Genomic DNA, 19415 nt, shown 5'->3' with positions numbered 1-19415 from the left:
CCATTCCCCACTCCCCATTCCCGATTTTCTGGTGACATTGCCTTGTACAATAAGGAGTTTGTGAGGAATTCCCACCGATTAGGTATTTCTGTTCTGGCAAGATTAACGGAGTAAAATTAATTTATGGCACACACCTACCGCATTACCCTACTCCCTGGCGACGGGATTGGCCCGGAAATCATCACAGTAGCGGTAGATGTTTTGAAGGTTATCGCCGGACAATTCGATATTAGCATTAATTTTACTGAAGCACCGATTGGTGGTGCAGCTATTGATGCTACAGGTAATCCTCTTCCTGATGATAGTTTGAAAACCTGCCAAGATAGCGATGCGGTATTACTAGCGGCGATTGGCGGTTACAAGTGGGATAACCTCCCCCGTCATCAACGTCCGGAAACAGGTTTACTAGGATTAAGAGCAGGATTGGGTTTATTTGCTAATTTGCGACCTGCCAAAATATTACCTCAATTAATCGATGCCTCCTCATTGAAGCGAGAAATTGTCGAAGGTGTCGATATTATGGTAGTGCGAGAACTTACAGGCGGGATTTATTTCGGTCAACCTAAAGGTATTTTTACCACGGAAACAGGGGAAAAGCGCGGTGTCAATACTATGGCGTATACAGAAGGTGAAATTGACCGTATTGGCAGGGTAGCATTTGAAACAGCACGGAAACGTGGGGGGAAACTCTGTTCGGTAGATAAGGCTAATGTACTAGAAGTATCTCAGTTATGGCGCGATCGCATCACTAACCTCGCATCTGAATATCCCGATATCGAATTATCTCACCTATATGTTGACAATGCTGCCATGCAGTTAGTCAGAGCGCCGAAACAATTTGATACAATTGTCACAGGTAATCTATTTGGTGATATTCTTTCTGATGCTGCGGCTATGCTAACGGGAAGCATCGGTATGTTACCTTCTGCCAGTTTAGGAGAAAACAGTCCAGGAGTCTTTGAACCCGTCCACGGCTCTGCACCCGATATCGCAGGTGAAGATAAAGCCAATCCCTTAGCACAGGTATTGAGTGGAGCAATGATGTTACGCTATGGCTTAAACCAGCCTCAAGCAGCAGAGCGAATCGAACAAGCAGTCCTGATGGTATTAGATAAAGGATATCGCACTGGAGATATCATGTCACCTGGAATGACTCAATTAGGCTGTCGTGCTATGGGCGAGGCTTTGATCGAGGCAATAGACCTGCTTAAATCTTAATATGTTAATCAACCAATTATGGTAATAGGGCTGGTAAATTAAAGTCGTCAAGCTGAAAAAAGAGGGTTGGGCAGGTGGTATATTCATCGCGGCAATGGCAAACAGAATATAGAGAGACGAGAGACATACCGATACTGTTAGATCCCACTCTCCTCAGAGCAGCACGGCAGATCTACCATAGGTATTATGAAGTTCACCCAGACATTCCGCAACGTCCTGTAGGTGTAGCAATTGATAAATTTACCCATCGTGGGAAGTTAATTTTTAGGCAAAAACCGATTCTTTTGCCACAGGAATGTTTCGTACCTTTCAGTCAGATTGAAACGGAGATGTATTAGTCGTTGGTTGTTGGTTGTTGGTTGTTGGTTGGTTGTTTGTTGTTTGTTATTGGTTGGATAAATAATAACAATAAAATTTTTGTTGTTTGTTAATAGTTGGTTTCTAGATAAAATCTATTTACATTATCATAATTGCAGTACGATTTAACGTTGCTGGTGCGTTATGCTCTGCTAACGCACCAGCAACGTTAATAATACTGTGGCAGCGTAAGTATTATTAGTGATATAGCAATCCTATTTTGATCATGTAAAAGCAAGAAGCTGAAACCCTTTCACAGAAAGACTCTTATACTTAAAGAAAATATTACAACCCATTTAGGATTGCTATATTATTCCGGACTTTCAAATAACGAACAACAAACAACAAACAACAAATAACAATGGAAGCTTTAACTGTAAGTCTCACTTATATAATAGTATTCACTCTAGGTGCATCAATAGGCAGCTTCCTTAATGTAGTAGTATATCGAATTCCAGCTAACTTATCAATTCTGTGGCCTCCTTCCCGGTGTCCCCATTGTCTCCATAAACTAGGAAAGCGCGAGAATATTCCTGTATTTGGCTGGATATTATTAAAAGGGCGGTGTCGTCACTGTAGAAGTAAGATTTCCCTACGGTATCCCGTAGTTGAAGCAATAACAGGGATAATATTTTTACTCGTATTCTACCAATATGATATCAGTATTGAAACATTAGGATACTGGGGATTCCTAAGCTGGCTCTTAGCCCTATCATTAATTGACTTAGATACCATGACACTGCCCAACTCCCTCACACAATCCGGATTGATAGCAGGTTTATTATTTCAAGGGATACTTGGTTTTGTCCATAAAGCTCAACTATCAGGGATATCCTCTCAGCTAATGGCAGGTATTATCGGAGCAGTTGTCGGTATTTGGTTATTCGATATTATCTCATTTGGCGGTTCAATCGTATTTAGAAAAACAGCTATGGGAGGGGGAGACGCAAAACTAGCAGGAATGATGGGAGCTTGGTTGGGGTGGAAATATCTGCTATTATCAGGATTCCTAGCCTGTGGAGTAGGAGCATTTGTCGGAGGAGGCGCGATCGCACTAAAATTACTCAATCGTCAACAACCGATACCCTTTGGTCCTTTTCTGGCATTAGGTGCAGGATTAACACTATTCTGGGGCGAGGCAATTTTATCCACCTACCTGCGGTTATTTTTCCCAATAGCACTGAGATTCTAAAGCTTCCAGATCGAGTAATATGTACGAAGGCAGTATTAACTATATGTTCCTCAGTTTAAGTTTGTCAAAGGGTTTCAAACGGGTGACATCGTAAAAGCGGTAGTTACTGCTCTTAAAAAACTTGGGACTTATACGGGGAGGGTTGCCATCCGGTCAACTGGTAGTTTTAATATCTCCACAACAAACGGCTTGATTCAGGGAATTAGCTACAAATATTGTCAACAAATTCATCAAAAGGATGGCTATAGCTATGGATACTGATTTAGATATTTTAGGGACATTGAGTCCCATAAAATATCCCCCGTTTCCTCCCGCCGTTAAATCAATGGGCGATACTCTACGGCTCGATGTATCCGCGCTGATTATAACGGGGGTCTCCACGGGGGAAAAAAGATGACAACTAGAATTAATACGACTGACACCTTAACCTCTCGACTAGTCAACGGATTACTCTCCATTAAACCCCTAGCCGACATCGCCAAACACCAAGCCCGTACAATGATGATCAAAAGGGCAGAAGAGATAGGAGTACCTTGGACAAAAAAAGTAGAACAATTTCGTGCTATTAACTGGGAAACATACCTCAATCAAATCCAAAATCCCCAAATCGCCTATCCCGATTATTATGTATGCTCCTTCCATGCTTATGAAAAGGGTAATCTGAATTGGGAAGCAGCATGGGAAGTAGAATCGGCAGCTTATGCAGTCCATGCTAAAATATGGCCTAACGCAGGAGCAAAAGGTGACCCCAAACTACGTCAAAGCTACCACGATATTATCAAAAAAGAAATTACGATCCAGCCCCAGGATATCCTCGACTTAGGTTGCAGCGTCGGGATGAGTACCTTTGCCCTAGAAGAGATATATCCACAAGCCAACATTACCGGAATAGATTTATCCCCTTACTACTTAGCAGTAGCCCAATATAACTCCCAAGAAAATCATCCCCATATTACCTGGAAACATAGCCGTGCCGAAGAAACAGGATTACCAGACAATTCCTTCGACTTAGTATCATCCTTCTTAATGTTCCACGAATTACCACAAAATCCAACCAAAGAAATCCTAAAAGAAGCAAAAAGATTACTCCGCCCCGGCGGTTATTTCACAATGATGGATATGAATCCTCAATCTGAAATTTACGCTAAAATGCCACCCTACATTCTTACACTACTCAAAAGTACCGAACCCTACCTCGATGAATACTTCACATTAGATATCGAGGCAGCAATAATAGAAGCAGGATTCGACAAACCCACAATTATCCCCAATAGCTCCCGCCATCGGACAATAATGGCTAGATTAAGATAACCTCTCCCCCTGCCCCTCTCCTGGAAGGAGAGGGGAGTAAAACTATCCGATAAAAAATAACAAATAACTCACGATTGCTCAACAAACTTGAGTTTCTCCCACCACCGATTGAGGGGATAGTAAAGTACAGGTGCCCAAAGACTGCTGAGAATAGCTGAAGAAAGGGCAATCCGCTGATGATCCAGCCAAATATCTGTCAGATTGCGATCGCCAACAAAACTATACTGGATCGCGGTAACAGTTTCCCCAACCACCGCCATCCCAAATACAATTAACGCCACAGAAATAAAATCTTCCTGAATAAATCGCTGCTTCTGTATCCGAGCAGTTAAGATTCCTACCAAAGCGAGGTTTAAGATATGAGTTGGTTCAGGGGAAGTCATCCCATCTTGAATCAATCCCAGCACCAACCCAGCTATTGCACCCTGAAATGCCGATCTTTTAACACTCCAGGCGACAACCCAAATTAATAACCAGTTGGGGGCAATTCCTAGTAACTCCATCCCCGGTAAACGAGCTGGTAGAATTATCAGGCAAATAAATACTGAAGCCAGCGTCACAAGGCAATTGATAAATTGACGACTCCAGGGTGAAAGCTGAGAAAGGTTGACAATATTTTTCAAGAGCAATCTCCTCGAATCATTTCGTTATTTGTTATTGGTTGTTGGTTGTTTGTTATTGGTTGTTGGTTGTTTGTTATTGGTTTTTGGTTATTTTTCACGCTTACAAATAACAAATAACAAATAACAAATAAGCGTTATGGTTTTGGCTTGGCAGCTTCTGGAGGAGCTGGACTTGAGTTAGGATAAACCATCACCCATTCTAGAGAATTAAACGGTGCCGTCAACTCAATAACAGCCTCCGGTGCGGGGCTTTTGTCCAGATTAACAGACTCCACACGTCCCAATGGTAAACCGGGGGGGAAACGATTACTCACAGGAGAAGTGGAAAGCACATCGCCCTTACGGACACTGGGTACTTTATCAAAAAACTGCATGATGGCACGATTAGATCCTTGTCCTCGCATGAAACCCATACTGCGACTACGACTAATCGATATCCCCACCTGAGAGGTAGCATCGCTAATGAGCAATACCCGACTAGTATTCGGTGTCACACTCACTACTCTACCCACTAACCCGCCCGGTGCCATAACGATAAAATCTACTTTAATACCATCTTTAGTCCCTCGACCCAAGGTAACTTGTTGCCACCAGTGATCTGCACTACGCCCCACAACTGGCGCAAAAATCCCTTCTTCTTTCTGCTTTTTGGAATAGCCTAACATCTCTTTTAGCTTCTGGTTTTGGCTATCCAATTCAGCTAAACGATCTTCCAATTCCCTGACGCGGGCGTTGGCAAGTAAATCCTCTTGAGTGGGGCTGGATTGAAAAGGGCGAGTCACCAACTGGTAAGCCTCGAAGAGAGCCGCCCCCTGAGTCTGCCGCACGTACCAGGCAGCGCTAAGGGTTAGTCCTCCCAGCACAATCGCTACTCCATGTTTGTCCCACCAGCGGCGCATTATGTACATAGTTTGTCTAGCAAATACCAGTGTTTGGCTTACGTTTTAAATTTAATAGTGCAGGTTTATTTAAGCATGAAGAAGTATGAAGTGTGAAGTATGAAAGAGTTTTATGGAACCAGGACTTTTCCCTTAACCTTCACCCTTCATCATTTACCCAACAGTCGCACTACATCCGGCGAGAATGTCCACTGAACACTCGTTCTAGCTGTTTGAAATTCTCCAGAACTCGACCTGTTCCTAAAACCACACAGCTTAAAGGATCGGCTGCTACATGAGTAACAATACCAGTTTCATGGCTGATCAATGTATCCAATCCCCTCAATAGCGCACCACCACCCGCCAACATAATGCCTCGGTCAATAATATCAGCAGCTAGTTCTGGTGGAGTCCGCTCCAGGGTACGTTTAACCGCATCCACAATTACAGAAAGTGGTTCCGACATACTTTCTCGGATTTCCGGTCCTTTGATACTAACGGTTCGCGGCAAACCAGAGAGCAAGTGTAAACCCCGCACCTCCATAGTTGAATCGCCATCGTCATGAGTCGGATAAGCTGAACCAATCTGAATTTTAATTTCTTCAGCAGTCCGTTCCCCAATGACCAAGTTATGAACCTTTTTCATGTATTGGGTAATTGATTCACTCAGTTCATCCCCAGCTACCCGCACCGATTCACTGAGAACAGTACCTTGTAAACTAAGGACAGCAACTTCGGTAGTCCCCCCACCAATATCAACGATCATGTTACCCGTTGGTTCTGCCACAGGTAACCCCGCACCAATTGCTGCTGCTACTGGTTCATCAATTAAGTAGACATCTCTGGCACCAGCTTGAGATGCCGCTTCCATAACTGCCCGTCGTTCAACGCCAGTGACACCGGAAGGAATCCCGATCACAATCCTAGGTTGAACCAAAGTTCTGCCTTCATTAACTCGCATGATAAAGTGCTTGAGCATCAGTTCAGCAGTATCGAAGTCCGCAATCACACCATCGCGGAGAGGACGGAGGGCAACCACATTACCTGGGGTTCTCCCCAACATCTTCTTGGCCTCCTCACCCACAGCCAGCGGGATTTTTAGATCTTGGTCGATGGCGACCACTGAAGGCTCTTGCAGTACAATGCCTTTACCGGATACATATACTAGAGTATTAGCAGTACCCAGATCGATACCCATGTCCCGTGATAGGGAAAAGCGATTCCAAAAACCCACTCTTTTCTACGCCCCTAAAGTCGAATGTTGCTGTATATGACCAAAATGTAACTAAACTCTAACCGAGGTGGATTCTATTACGTTTTTTAAGCTGAGTCTAGTGAAATTGAACAATTCATAATCCCAAATTCCGGAAAGCCAAGCTGAAAGCATCATTCAGACGACGGCATCGCCAATCCGGAGAAAGTTAAGTTTAGCGTCTATTGACTTCTGTAGCCAAATACACGAATATATTACGGGGAACAGTATTAAATTGGCTCATCCCATGTATCCTACTCCTCAATAGGTACAAAAATAGTACGGATATCACACCAATACCCCGATCGCCTAGGTAGATCGAGCATTATCGACACGGCAAGTGGTTGTGGGAAATTTCCTAAATTCGCTACACTCTAGAAGATCTCTAGTTAGTACATAAGTACCTAAAATGAGCCTTAATCTTGTTAATCTCGTCGGTCGTGTGGGTGGAGACCCAGATGTCAAGTATTTCGTGCGATTCGTTTAGCCCAAAATTGGCTCAAAAGCTGATAGGACGGCTAGCCTAGCCAAGAAAACCGCTAGTGACAACTGATTACCCTTGAAGGTGAACCGCCGTGCGGTAAGTCCTTCCCTCTAAGTGCAAGAGTGAAAGCATATCCCCTAATCCGCTGGGTAGCATCCAACTGGTTAAAGCGGGGATAAAAGGCAGAAATACTGGAAGCCAAATCTGGTAACTGTCGAGCAAGAATCTCAAGCGTAGCGAAAGCAAAGATGTGTCTGAACCATCGATATGATTAATGGTGTAATGGCTGAAATTTGGACAAACCCGTTTAAATACGGTGAAGACGGATTTAACACCAAGCCAAAAGGCAAGGATAGGGCACAAGCAACTGAAATATTGACTTGTAAGCACTGCCCAATAAACCCGGTGGACAGCATCACGCTAAAAGATTCAAACAAATAGGTAATCGGAACGAAGTAACCCCTATATATCTCTGGTAAAGGTCGATAACCAGTAAGTAGCTAACGAACGATATATTGGGGCGGGATTGTATCAGAAGCGAATGCCTCATTGTAATGATGAGGATATGCAGACAGATACACGGTAATTCCTAAGAAATAGAACAAGTAGCAATGGATATGTCTAATACGCTGAATAATCAGACGGTGGAATGGAAAGACCTTAATTGGCGCAAGCTAGAAAGGGTAACTTTTAAGTTGCAAAAGCGAATATTTCAAGCGAGTGAGCGTGGCGATGTCAAAGCAGTTCGCAAACTTCAAAAGACCTTGATTAGGTCTTGGTCAGCCAAGTGTATCGCGGTACGTCGGGTAACACAAGATAACCAAGGAAAAAATACGGCTGGTGTGAATAACGTAAAATCGTTAAACCCAAAGCAACATATTAACTTGGTAAACAAGTTAAAGTTAACTGGCAAAGTAAAACCCACTCGTAGGGTTAACATTCCCAAACTATTAGGAATACCCACAATAAACGACCGCGCATTGCAAGCGTTAGTAAAACTAGCGTTAGAGCCAGAATGGGAGGCTCTCTTCGAGCCTAACAGTTATGGCTTCAGACCAGGACGTTCCTGTCACGATGCAGTAGAGGCAATATTTATTAGTATTAACCAAAAAGCAAAATTTGTGCTTGATGCTGATATAGCCAAATGCTTCGACCGCATAAACCACAAAGCATTACTCTCAAAGATAGGTACATACCCCAGCTTAAACCGCCAAATTAAAGCATGGCTCAAGGCAGGATATTGCGACCAAGATTCTCTATTCCCTACTACAGAAGGTACGCCACAATGCGGTGTCATCTCACCGTTACTTGCGAATATTGCTCTACATGGTATGGAAGAAAGAATTAAACAGTATGGAGAAACACTTAAGGGAGATAAGAGAGATAACCGAAAAGCTCTCTCCCTAATCCGCTACGCTGACGACTTCGTAATCATCCATGAAGATATAAACGTAGTCAAAAAGTGCCAAGAGATAATAGCTGACTGGTTAAGTGACATGGGATTGTCATTAAAACCAAGCCAAACAAAAATAACCCACACTCTCAATGAAATAGAAGGAAAGGTTGGGTTCGAGTTTTTAGGGTTCCATATACAACAGCATCAAGTAGGAAACTACAGAAGTGCCAAGACATCAAACGGAACCATACTAGGTTTTAAGACACTAATCACCCCTTCAAAAGCCAAAGTTAAAACACATCTAGCGCAGATTGCACAAGTAATAGATACCCATAAGAATGCCCCACAAGCCGCTTTAATTAGCAGGCTGAACTCGATCGTTAAGGGGTGGTCAAACTATTACTCCACAGTCCTTAGCAAGGAAACCTTCTCGAAGGTAGATTACCTAACATACAGAAAGTTGAGAGCTTGGGCAAAAACAAGGGGAAAAGGTAACATCAATAAAGACAAATACTGGCGAACAGTAGGCGAAAAAAATTGGTGTTTCAGTACAGAGGATGGACTGGCATTACTCACCCATGACAGTAGGCCAATCGTAAGGCATACAAAGGTAAAAGGAGTGGCGAGTCCATATAATGGAGACTGGATTTATTGGAGTAAGCGAAGAGGAGAATACCCAGAAAAATCTAAGAGAGTGGCAAGACTTTTAAAGAAACAAAAAGGTATTTGTTCTCACTGTGGCTTGTACTTTACGAGTACAGACATTGTAGAAGTTGATCAGATTAAACCAACATTATCAGGTGGAAAAGACACCGACAATAATTTACAACTTCTACATAAACATTGTCACGACACAAAGACGGTTAACGATGGTTCCTTAACCAGGAATTATGACAATAATCCGTTTTGAGTCGTATCCATAACCAGGATGGAATTATCAAGGAGCCGTGTGAAATGAAAGTTTCATGCACGGTTCTGAAAGAGAGGTTAGGGTGGCAACGCTCCAATCGACTCTAACGGTGCGATTCGTTGAGTGAGAAACCAGTCTTTTAAGATTGGGTGTCATTCGCAAGGATAAGTAGAATTATTTACTAAACCTTGACAACTTAGCTCCTGAGAAGGTGAGATTTTAAAGAATGTTAAGTCTTTACAATCAATTCCTTCCTTCCAGATGCAAGAAGATGCAATTCCCCCATTGACGCGATTGACTATCAAACTGATGAAGCGGGGAATAACGGAGGTAATTCCGAACCTGACGGAAAATCCCTTCCAGCAGAGACAAGCATGAGTAAGTTTATCTGAACCTACGTTTGAACCATCGTCATTGACAACAGCCTACACAGGTTATTGGCTGAACCAAAAGGTAAGGATAAGGGCTAGGCAACTCGAAGTTTGACCTAGAGCATCCCCAAAGAAACCCGGTGGATAGTGGGACTCTAAACTTGTCGCAAAGCAGGAGCTAGGAACGAAATAACCTCTCAGTATCTCTCGAAATGGTCGAATTTCGAGAAGGTAGTCAGCCGGATGTTACTGGGAGGCGAGATTGATTCAGAAGCTAATGCCTTTAGGAAAGCTAAAGGATACGCTGACGGAATCACGATGATTTGGAGATAGATAATTTAGTAGAGGTTCACAAGTCATGGACACGGTTGCAAAGCCGATGTATGAATGGGAGACAATAAACTGGGCAAGAGCCGAGCGATATGTCTTCAAGCTTCAAAAGAGAATCTATCGAGCCTCAGAATGTGGTGACGTTAAGGCAGTCCATAAGTTACAAAGGCTGTTGACTAATTCGTGGTATTCCAAGGTTGTGGCGGTTAGAAAAGTTACTCAAGACAATCAAGAGAAAAATACTTCTGGTGTTGATTGTGTTTCGTGCCTTTGCAATTATCAAAAAGTTAAACTAGCCCAAAAACTATGTTTTAACGACAAATCCCAACCCACTAAAAGGGTTTGGATACCAAAACCAGGGAAAGAGGAAAAAATATCCCTAGGAATACTAACGATAGAAGAAAGAGCGAAACAAGCCCTAATGAAACTGGCGCTAGAGCCGGAATGGGAGGCTAAATTCGAGCCAAACTCATACGGATTTAGACCAAATAGGTCAGAACATGATGCTATATCAGCAATCTTTAATGGCATCTGCCAGAAAGCAAAATATGTACTAGATGCTGATATTGAAAAGTGTTTTGACCGAATCAACCACTCCAAACTGCTGGATAAACTTCAAACCTCACCCACCTTCAGAAGACAAGTGAAAACTTGGCTTAAATCAGGGGTGATGGACGGTAAAAATCTATTCTCAACAGAGGAAGAGATGATATCTCCATTACTGGCTAATATAGCCTTACACGGAATAGAAAATGTCCTAGAGGAAAAGTTTTCTAGAAGAGTCGGCAGTAATAGCCCAAAGCGAAAAATAAGCTTTGTGAGATATGCCAATGACTTTGTACTAATGGACGAAAGTCTAGAAGTAATTCTGGAAGCAAAAGCAATAGTGGAAGAATGGTTGGCAGATATAGGGCTGACTCTCAAAGATACCAAAACCCGAATCGCACATACATTGAAATCCCATGAAGGAAATACGGGTTTTGACTTCCTCGGTTTTAACATCCGACAGTATCCGTGTAGTGAAAAACAAAGCGGGTTAATCGGTGGAACCGATAGACAGAGAGGACAGATAACGCTCATCAAACCCAGTAAGGAAGCCATCCAAATACATCTACAGAAGATTGACTACCTGTTAAATAAAAACGGCACATCAAGTCAGGAAAAGGTAATAAATGCCTTAAATCCAGTAATTCGGGGATGGGCAGAATATTATTCAACCGTAGCCAGTGCTGAAACGTTTAGTAAGGTGGACAGTGCCGTCTTTCAAAAACTATTTGGATGGGCAAAGAGAAGAAGGGGGCGAAATCAGAATAATACTGATATCGTCTCAAAATACTGGGGAGTCAACAGAGGATTAGGTTGGAGATTTGTTACTCAAGACAATAAACATATCTTGGTAAAACACCAAGCAAAAAACCACCAACTTAATCTTGATACATGGACATTGCCATAACGCTATTCATTAATTACGAGGTGCTATTACAAGCCAAGTTATTGAGGAGCCGAATGAGGTGAAAGTCTCACGTTCGGTTTTGAAGGAGAGGTAGAAATGGTGACATTTTTATCGACTCTAATAATCTGGAACAGTTGTATGTAGGCTGACACTGGCAGTAAACCGCCGAAGCCGTAACAACGAGCAGCCTGACTGGTTCAATTTGGAATTATGGGGAAAGACTGCTGAAGTCGCTGCTAACTACGTCCGTAAGGGCAGTTTGATTGGAGTGCAAGGTTCCCTCAAGATCGAGACTTGGAGCGATCGCGCCACTGGTGCAAATCGCTCGAAACCTGTGATTAAAGTGGAACGAATGGATTTGCTTGGTTCCAAACGGGATACAGATCCTGGTGCTGTTGATAGCTATGACAGTGCGGAATTCTAAAAGCACTATCAGAAACCGGGTTTCTTTAAGAAACCCGGTTTCTTTCTTGATATAAGTCCTCACTTAGTAACTAATTTGGAGGGTAACTGATGCCTGGACTTCTTGTTCCCCGCCAATGACTGGTGTCTGAGCAACTTCTCCTGCGGCAATATTTTTCTCTAACCGGACTAACATTGGTGGGGGTGGAGTAGCACCGTTAATCTGAATATTGACTATATCTTTACGGGATAGATTCAGGACACTCAAAACGGCATCTGCTTGTTGTTGAGCATCCTGGGTTGCTTCCCGTAAAGCTTGTTTTTGAGCATCAGAGATCGCACTTTCAGATGCTGAGAAACTCACCCCATCAATCCGGGTAGCACCAGCTTTCACCGCCTCATCTAAGATGGAACCTGCTCTTTCATTGGCAACCCGAAAACTCACCGTGTTTGTGCCAGAATAACCCTTAAGGCGTTGTACGTTGTCCTCATAACTATAAACGGGATTAAGTTGGATGCCTGTAGTTTGTAATTTTTCCACATTGCGCGATCGCAATAATTCAACCACAGCGCTGGAGCGACGTGCTAGTTCCTCCTGAACCTCCTGAGCCGTTTTTCCCTGAATCTCAACCCCTAACTGTATCTGAGACATCGTTGTCGCAATTCGTTCCACCCCGGAACCGGAAACTGTCAGGGTTCGTAACAGACGCTCTTGAGCCATTGCTGAATTACCCATACCCATCACTACTATACCGACAACGAATACAACAGTTTGTAACTGTTGACCTACTTGGGAGCGAAAACGGGAAAGAAACATTTGAGTCATGGGATTGATTGCTCCTTACTTGACAAAAAGTACGTTTTGTATATTGACTGTTTTTTATACTCTGACACGATTTAGGAGCGAAGGTTGAAGGTGTTACCGTTTCAGCAACGAGGGGAAGGGGAGTCGGGAGTCGGGAGTTGGGAGCGGGAATTTTTGATTTTCCCGATCCTGGTAACAACTGTTGGTAAGGTACTTATGGGTTAGTTTCGTTCAGGGAACAGGAAAGCAACTAGCTGGCGATCGGGATTGTTTTTGCGATCTGGAGAAAGCTATGTATAATATCTGAGTTCTACTCTCATAGCCGATCTAACCAAGGAGTTACAGAAGTCAAAGCAATACTATAGCAACCGCCAGGGCGGTTAAGACATTCTCAGTTCCTGAAACCATTGATTTTACGACTTTCTTCCCTAGTCCCTAGCAAGAAAGCCCCTAGTCCCTAGCTATAATTTACCTGAAACATAAATTTACTCGTTTACGTCCGTAAAGGTTGACTTGAACCAGAAAGGCAACTACCCAAAAGTAGACAGTTTAGAATATGGCAACCCAGACCAATCAATCGTGTGAGTAACAAGATAAGTTGGAAGTTATTGATTTGTACAAAGCGACTAGAAGAACCGTGGAGTCCAGTTTTAAATCAACCAATTCTTTTGCCATTGCCGATCCCAAAACTGCTCGATTGATTTGATGAAAAACTGAGCTTTGAATAGGAGCAATAATTGTGAGATTTCGCCCTCTTCTACTAATCCCCAGCTTGTTGAGTGTTTTTGTTTTTGCATCGGTTGCCCAATCGAGTGAACTTATATCTTGGCGGTTTGATCGGAATCAAAACCGACTGGTATTTACCACAGATTCAGGAGTTCAACCGAGGGCACAACTGATTGCTAATCCAACACGAGTAGTGATCGATTTACCAGGGATTAATCTGGACAGAAAAACAGCAAATCAACTGGTGGGAGGTGCGATTAAAGAAGTCAGAGTGGGACAGTTTGAGAACAATACGACCAGAATTGTGATTGAATTAGCTCCCGGCTATACTTTAGATCCCCAACAGGTAAAATTCAGAGGAGCTACTCCACGAGAGTGGACGGTTGACTTGCCAACCCCGCAGCGAATTGATTCGTCAAATACTCCGCCACTTATTAATCCCCCCAATCGATATCCCCAACCTAATCCGCCCAATTCATCTAATTTAGATGAATTGACGATTGTTGAGTCAGTTGAATTGGGTAACAATCAAACTCAATTGTTGATTCGGACAAATGGGCAGACGAGAGCTACTAGTATTTGGGATGCTAGCGCCCGCGCTTACCGAATTACCATCTTCGATGCTAAACTCGCAGATCGAGTCAGAGGTCCTCAGCTTAATGCTAATAGCCCGGTATCACAGGTTCGGCTACTGCAACAAGATTCCCGCACGGTTACAATTCTAGTTCAGCCAACACCGGGAACTCAGGTGGGAGGGATCAATCAGATCGACGATCAGCTATGGGGGGTACAATTACTACAGACGAGACCTCCCACTAGCTCAATTCCCGTACCACCTCCCGAGAGGATACCATCACCTATCTCATCGCAGCCGCCAGATTCTCGTCCCACTGTTCCGAACGGTCGGATTTTGGTAATAGTAGATCCAGGACACGGTGGTAAAGATCCAGGGGCAATTGGTATTGGTGGATTACAAGAAAAGGATATCATATTACCGATATCCCAAGAGGTGGCAGCTATTTTAGAGCAAAATGGTGTTAAAGCGGTACTGACAAGAGATTCAGATTATTTCGTAGATTTAGCACCAAGAGTTGCTTTGGCGGAACGATTAGATGCTAATCTATTTGTCAGCATCCACGCTAACTCTATCAATCTCAGCCGACAGGATGTCAATGGGTTAGAGACATATTATTACTCCAGCGGACAGGCTCTAGCTCAAACCATCCACAACAATATTTTACAGAATGTTGATATTGATAACCGTGGTGTCAGACGTGCTAGATTTTTTGTCTTGAGGAAATCTTCAATGCCATCTGTTTTGGTAGAAGTTGGTTTTGTGACAGGCAGAGATGATGCTGCTAAATTATCAGATTCAGCTTACCGCAGTAAAATGGCGCAAGCGATCGCGAGTGGTATACTTCAGTACATTCAGCGAACTCTTTAAATGTTGTTATTGGTTGTTGGTTGTTTGTTCTTTGTTATTGGTTCTTTGTTGTTTGTTGTTTGTTCTTTGTTGTTTGTTGTTTGTTCTTTGTTCTTTGTTCTTTGTTCTTTGTTGTTTGTTCAGAAGCAATAACCAACAACTAACAAGCAATAACCAACAACTAACAACCAATTACCAACAACTAACAACTAACAACCAACAACTAACAACCAATTACCAACAACTAACAACCAATTACCAATTACTAAATGATGATTTTACCAGGAGAACCACAACGCAATCGTATCGGTGTTTTTGATAGTGGTGTTGGTGGTTTAACAGTTTTACGAGAACTCTACCGACAATTACCGAATGAATCAATTCTTTATTTTGCTGATACCGCACGATTACCTTATGGTACTAGGTTAAAGGAAGAAATAATTCAGTTTGGCTGGGAAATTTTGACCTGGATGGTAAAACAAGATGTCAAAATGGTGGTTCTTGCCTGTAATACTAGTGATGCTTTAGCACTGGAAACTTTACGGAGCGAGTTTAATATCCCAATTTTAGGACTAATTTTGCCTGGAGCGAGGGCTGCTGTACAACAAGGAAAGCGGATTGGGGTGATTGCGACTCCTGCTACTGCTGCTAGTAATGCTTATCGCCGCGCCATATTAGAAATTGAACCAACGGCTGAAGTTTGGCAAGTGGGTTGTCCGGAGTTTGTCCCTTTAGTAGAGCAAAATCGTATTAATGAACCCTATACAATGGAAGTGGCATCTCAGTATCTGATGCCATTACTAAATCAAAACATTGATACTTTGGTTTACGGTTGCACTCATTATCCCCATCTTGCACCAATACTGCGGCAAATTTTACCACCACAAGTTAAATTAGTAGATCCCGCAATACATTTAGTTGCGGCTACAGCGCAAGAATTGGATTTAATGGGATTAAAGAATAGTTTTCCACCTCTGCCGACGCGCTTTTGTGTCAGTGGTAATCCGGAAGATTTTGCTAAGTTATCATTTCAGTGGTTGGGTTGTAAGCCTTTGGTAGAACAAACAAATCTAGCCGCAGTATCCTACCCTGTAAGATCCAATTAAAAGAGTGTCAAAATTATCTGAATTTTTTGATTCTACTCCCAAGATCTGATATTTGTCTTCCTCAAATTTACCGTGCATGGTGAGAAGCATAGCGTGGATTAAGGCTTTAGCTTTGAGGAGTGTTTCTTGAAATTCCATTTCTGGATCTGAAAGTGCCACAATACCGCCACCGATACCAATGGATGTGCGATTTTGAGTAAATATAGCGGTGCGAATGACTATATTAAAATCTGCGGCACCATTCAATCCTAAAAAACCGATGGCTCCTGAATATACTCCCCTTGCTTCTTGTTCGAGTCGGTCTATAATGTCCATGGTTCTGATTTTCGGCGCACCTGTCATTGAACCGCCGGGAAATGCTGCATGAATACAATCTACTGCCTGGAGGTTTAATGGCAAATGTCCGCGTATTGTTGTCACCAGTTGATGGAGTGTGGCATAGGTTTCTACATCCATTAACTTCGGTACATGAATGGTGCCTACTTCACAGACTTTGCCCAAATCATTGCGTAATAAATCCACAATCATAAGATTTTCAGCTCGATCTTTTTCGCTGTTTCGCAGTTTTTCCCGCAGGATGAAATCTTCTTCAGGGTTTTCTCCTCGCCGCAGGGTGCCTTTAATGGGTTTAGTTTCTACCCACCCCTGACGATCGATCTGGATAAATCTTTCTGGAGAAGAAGATGCGATCGCGATCTCACCAAAGCGCAAAAATGCAGTGTATGGGGCAGGATTGATCTGACGTAAGTGGCGATAAAATGTTAATGGATCGGGAGTGATATCCGTGTGAAGTTGATTGGTGAGACAAACTTGATAGCTTTCTCCTTCATGAATTTCGTCTAAGCAATGGTAAATGTTATTAATGTAAGTCTGGTAAGGGCAACTTAAATAGAACTCGATCGTATCACCATTGCCCTGTGCTACAAGGGGAGGAAGAGGAGGCAAATTTTCAATTTTTTCTTGGATTGCATCAAACCAAGTTTCTATCTCTTCTGTTTGTCCTTTTTTAACTAATTGCACCAAATAAAGGCACTTTTCTTGATGATCCATGGCTATCAGGCGATCTGCTAGCAAAAAAATTGCATCTGGCAATGGTGATAAATGTCCTAATTTTGAGCCACATTCTGCTTTGAGTTCATAGCCAAAATAGCCAACAAATCCACAGTTAAAATCAAAGGGTAAATCATCAGATTGGCATCGTCGGCGGTCAATTTCCCGTTTGAGAAATTCAAAAATACTTTCGGTTCGACGAGTAAAGCGATCTGACTCTGTGATGATGAGTTCTTGGGTTTGAGTATGGTAGCGTACTAATAAACTGTTTACCCCATTTCCATCACCCATAAACGAGAATCTAGATAGATGGAGTTCTAGATGACTACTGTCTAACCAAAAGCTATTCGGTGCTTCCTGAAATAAATGGACAAATATCTGTTCTGGATTGGGGCAAATATCCAACTTTCGTGTATGGAGTTCAAACTTTTCCTCCTCTTGGTAAATATCATCGACTGGATCGCAAATAGATTGAGATCTAGTCCAATACTTATTCCCTGGACTTATTGAATATTTATTGATAAATCTTCGTGTAATATCTCTAAAGTTATTTAACAATATTTGTCCAGATTCTGTACAGATAGACTCTGGATGAAACTGGACACCCCAAAATGGTAAATACCGATGGCGCAATCCCATCACTAGTCCTTCTTCAGTCCAAGCAATCTTTTCTAAACATTCAGGTAATTCATCTGCAACTAACAAAGAGTGGTAGCGCACCGCAGAAAAAGGACTAGGAATACTTTGGAACAATTCAGAGCCATTATGATAAATTTTACTGATTCTCCCATGTCGCACTTCCGGTGCATGAATAACTTTGCCACCATATATGTGGCCTAATCCTTGATGCCCCAGACAAACTCCCAGCAAGGGTACATCCACATTCTCAATTATTTGGCGGCAGATTCCAAAATCTGCAGATCTTTCTGGGCTACCTGGCCCAGGAGAAATAACAATGTTGTCGAAGGGAATTTTTTTTAATTCATCCCAGTTAATCTCATTATTACGAATTACTAGAGGCAATTTTCCATTTGCCTCGGCAATCATCTGGTACAAATTGAATGTATAAGAGTCATAGTTGTCAATAATTAATGTAAGCATAAAGATTGGCTAATGTATTGTGTGCTACATTTTATACCAAGGAGCTAGGAGATCTAAAAGTTTTTCAGGGGTATCGTTAGTCTTATACTCAGATCTTGCACCAGTTGAAATAACCGTAGGGTGGGCAGTCTCCATCAACATAATAATAAGCTTTTCGCCTTATATTGGGGACTGCCCACCCTACCTAAAACTCTTTTTTGACATTGGTGCAAGATCTCAGTTATAGATGATTTACTACACCTATAATTTTAATCATAGTTTAGCCTAGATCAAAAAGGGTGGTTTAAAAAAATTGAACCCAAAATTATATGTTTGATGTATAGGCATAAAGGGGGCAGGGAGGATACCGTCGGTATCCTCCCTGCTCCCTCGATTAGGATTGGTGCAATTTATCAGGTTAACGTAGAGTCACTTCTGAAACAGTTGGAGTGGGAGTCTTCTCCAACTCATTACCACCAGATATGGAATCAGCTGATACATAATGTCCGCCTCCCTCAGTCGCTGAGTTGGCAATGTATCGCGAACTTTTTACCGTTCGTTCTGCTAGGATTAACAGGACATAAACTGTTAACAGATAAGCGGTTGCCAAAACGGGTATAATTACAGGCATATCATTATAAGTCATAAGATGGACGTAAGGGGTATAGAAATAAAAATTCCAATATCGATCCAGGCAACAACACAAGACAACCATTTCGTCAGTTGAGAATGGAGTTGCAAACAGAAACCATCAGGAAAAAGATGGACATCTCCTGTCGATTGGCTACTACCTTAATTACTTTGAATATCCTATATACCTAGGCGAAAACGCATTCGGCACATCTAGGACTTTTCTGAATCAGAAGTTTTCCGATTATGTAATAGGAAAGAATAGCCTCAGCAGAAACACTGAGTCACGATCCTACCCCTTTAGGCTATCTCTGCCTGTCCAACACACCCCAACCTTATAGTGAGGCATCTTAATTTTTGCCTATCACCTCGAGATCAATTAATTTAATAATTTTCTGAAACCCTTAATATTTAGAAT

Annotated in this window: 14 protein-coding genes and 2 pseudogenes; 10 read left to right on the top strand and 6 right to left on the bottom strand. The window is 42.4% G+C overall.

All coding sequences use genetic code 11. The annotated features are described in order from the left end of the window. Positions 1–123: 123 nt before the first annotated feature. The 5 genes and pseudogenes from leuB (at position 124) to NJ959_RS10765 (ending at position 4078) form a co-directional block, all read left to right on the top strand. Positions 124–1218, top strand: a complete 1095-nt coding sequence (gene leuB / locus NJ959_RS10785) for a 3-isopropylmalate dehydrogenase (protein ID WP_254011750.1) — start codon at positions 124–126, stop codon at positions 1216–1218. A 74-nt stretch (positions 1219–1292) separates the two neighbouring features. Beyond that, positions 1293–1556 carry a hypothetical protein gene (locus NJ959_RS10780; RefSeq protein WP_254011749.1) on the top strand — a complete coding sequence of 88 codons (264 nt, stop codon included), beginning with the start codon at positions 1293–1295 and terminating at the stop codon, positions 1554–1556. A gap of 380 nt (positions 1557–1936) precedes the next feature. Continuing rightward, on the top strand, positions 1937–2767 hold the full coding sequence (locus tag NJ959_RS10775; protein ID WP_254011748.1) for a prepilin peptidase: 831 nt from the start codon (positions 1937–1939) through the stop codon (positions 2765–2767). Positions 2768–2809: 42 nt separating this feature from the next. After that, positions 2810–3028, top strand: a pseudogene (locus tag NJ959_RS10770) (RNA-guided endonuclease IscB); the annotation flags it as partial. A 132-nt stretch (positions 3029–3160) separates the two neighbouring features. After that, positions 3161–4078 (top strand): class I SAM-dependent methyltransferase, encoded by a 918-nt coding sequence (locus NJ959_RS10765; protein ID WP_254011747.1) that lies wholly within the window; start codon positions 3161–3163, stop codon positions 4076–4078. A 68-nt stretch (positions 4079–4146) separates the two neighbouring features. On the opposite strand, the gene mreD is transcribed toward NJ959_RS10765, so the two are convergent. The 3 genes from mreD to NJ959_RS10750 form a co-directional block, all read right to left on the bottom strand. Next, positions 4147–4692: a rod shape-determining protein MreD gene (mreD, locus tag NJ959_RS10760; protein WP_254011752.1), complete on the bottom strand. Its 546-nt coding sequence runs from the start codon at positions 4690–4692 to the stop codon at positions 4147–4149. 143 nt (positions 4693–4835) lie between these two features. Further along, positions 4836–5609 carry a rod shape-determining protein MreC gene (mreC, locus tag NJ959_RS10755; RefSeq protein ID WP_254011746.1) on the bottom strand — a complete coding sequence of 258 codons (774 nt, stop codon included), beginning with the start codon at positions 5607–5609 and terminating at the stop codon, positions 4836–4838. 160 nt (positions 5610–5769) lie between these two features. After that, entirely contained in the window at positions 5770–6777 is a 1008-nt protein-coding gene (locus NJ959_RS10750; protein WP_254011751.1) for a rod shape-determining protein, read from the bottom strand. A 1149-nt stretch (positions 6778–7926) separates the two neighbouring features. On the opposite strand from NJ959_RS10750, the gene ltrA reads away from it, so the two are divergent. The 3 genes and pseudogenes from ltrA to ssb form a co-directional block, all read left to right on the top strand. Next, complete coding sequence (gene ltrA, locus NJ959_RS10745; RefSeq protein WP_254011745.1) at positions 7927–9621, top strand: group II intron reverse transcriptase/maturase; 1695 nt, start codon at positions 7927–7929, stop codon at positions 9619–9621. Between the two features lie 729 nt (positions 9622–10350). Further along, positions 10351–11775: a reverse transcriptase N-terminal domain-containing protein gene (locus NJ959_RS10740; RefSeq protein WP_254011744.1), complete on the top strand. Its 1425-nt coding sequence runs from the start codon at positions 10351–10353 to the stop codon at positions 11773–11775. A gap of 124 nt (positions 11776–11899) precedes the next feature. Next, positions 11900–12199, top strand: a pseudogene (gene ssb, locus NJ959_RS10735) (single-stranded DNA-binding protein); the annotation flags it as partial. A 63-nt stretch (positions 12200–12262) separates the two neighbouring features. Here ssb and NJ959_RS10730 read toward each other — a convergent pair. Then, entirely contained in the window at positions 12263–13003 is a 741-nt protein-coding gene (locus tag NJ959_RS10730) for an SIMPL domain-containing protein (RefSeq protein ID WP_254011743.1), read from the bottom strand. Between the two features lie 718 nt (positions 13004–13721). Here NJ959_RS10730 and NJ959_RS10725 point away from each other — a divergent pair. Continuing rightward, on the top strand, positions 13722–15152 hold the full coding sequence (locus NJ959_RS10725; protein ID WP_254011742.1) for an N-acetylmuramoyl-L-alanine amidase: 1431 nt from the start codon (positions 13722–13724) through the stop codon (positions 15150–15152). Positions 15153–15400: 248 nt separating this feature from the next. Further along, on the top strand, positions 15401–16237 hold the full coding sequence (gene murI, locus NJ959_RS10720; protein WP_254011741.1) for a glutamate racemase: 837 nt from the start codon (positions 15401–15403) through the stop codon (positions 16235–16237). Here murI and pabB read toward each other — a convergent pair. Together pabB and NJ959_RS10710 are read right to left on the bottom strand one after the other, a co-directional pair. After that, positions 16202–18388 (bottom strand): aminodeoxychorismate synthase component I, encoded by a 2187-nt coding sequence (gene pabB, locus NJ959_RS10715; RefSeq protein WP_254011740.1) that lies wholly within the window; start codon positions 18386–18388, stop codon positions 16202–16204. The two genes, murI and pabB, sit on opposite strands and share 36 nt — an antisense overlap. 397 nt (positions 18389–18785) lie before the next feature. After that, positions 18786–19013, bottom strand: a complete 228-nt coding sequence (locus NJ959_RS10710) for a hypothetical protein (RefSeq protein WP_254011739.1) — start codon at positions 19011–19013, stop codon at positions 18786–18788. Positions 19014–19415: the final 402 nt, after the last annotated feature.

The organism is Limnofasciculus baicalensis BBK-W-15 (genome assembly GCF_024178385.1).
GTDB classification, from domain to species: Bacteria; Cyanobacteriota; Cyanobacteriia; order Cyanobacteriales; family Coleofasciculaceae; genus Limnofasciculus; species Limnofasciculus baicalensis.
Note: the sequence above shows the minus strand (reverse complement) of the source record. Positions and strands in the feature narration are given on the sequence as shown.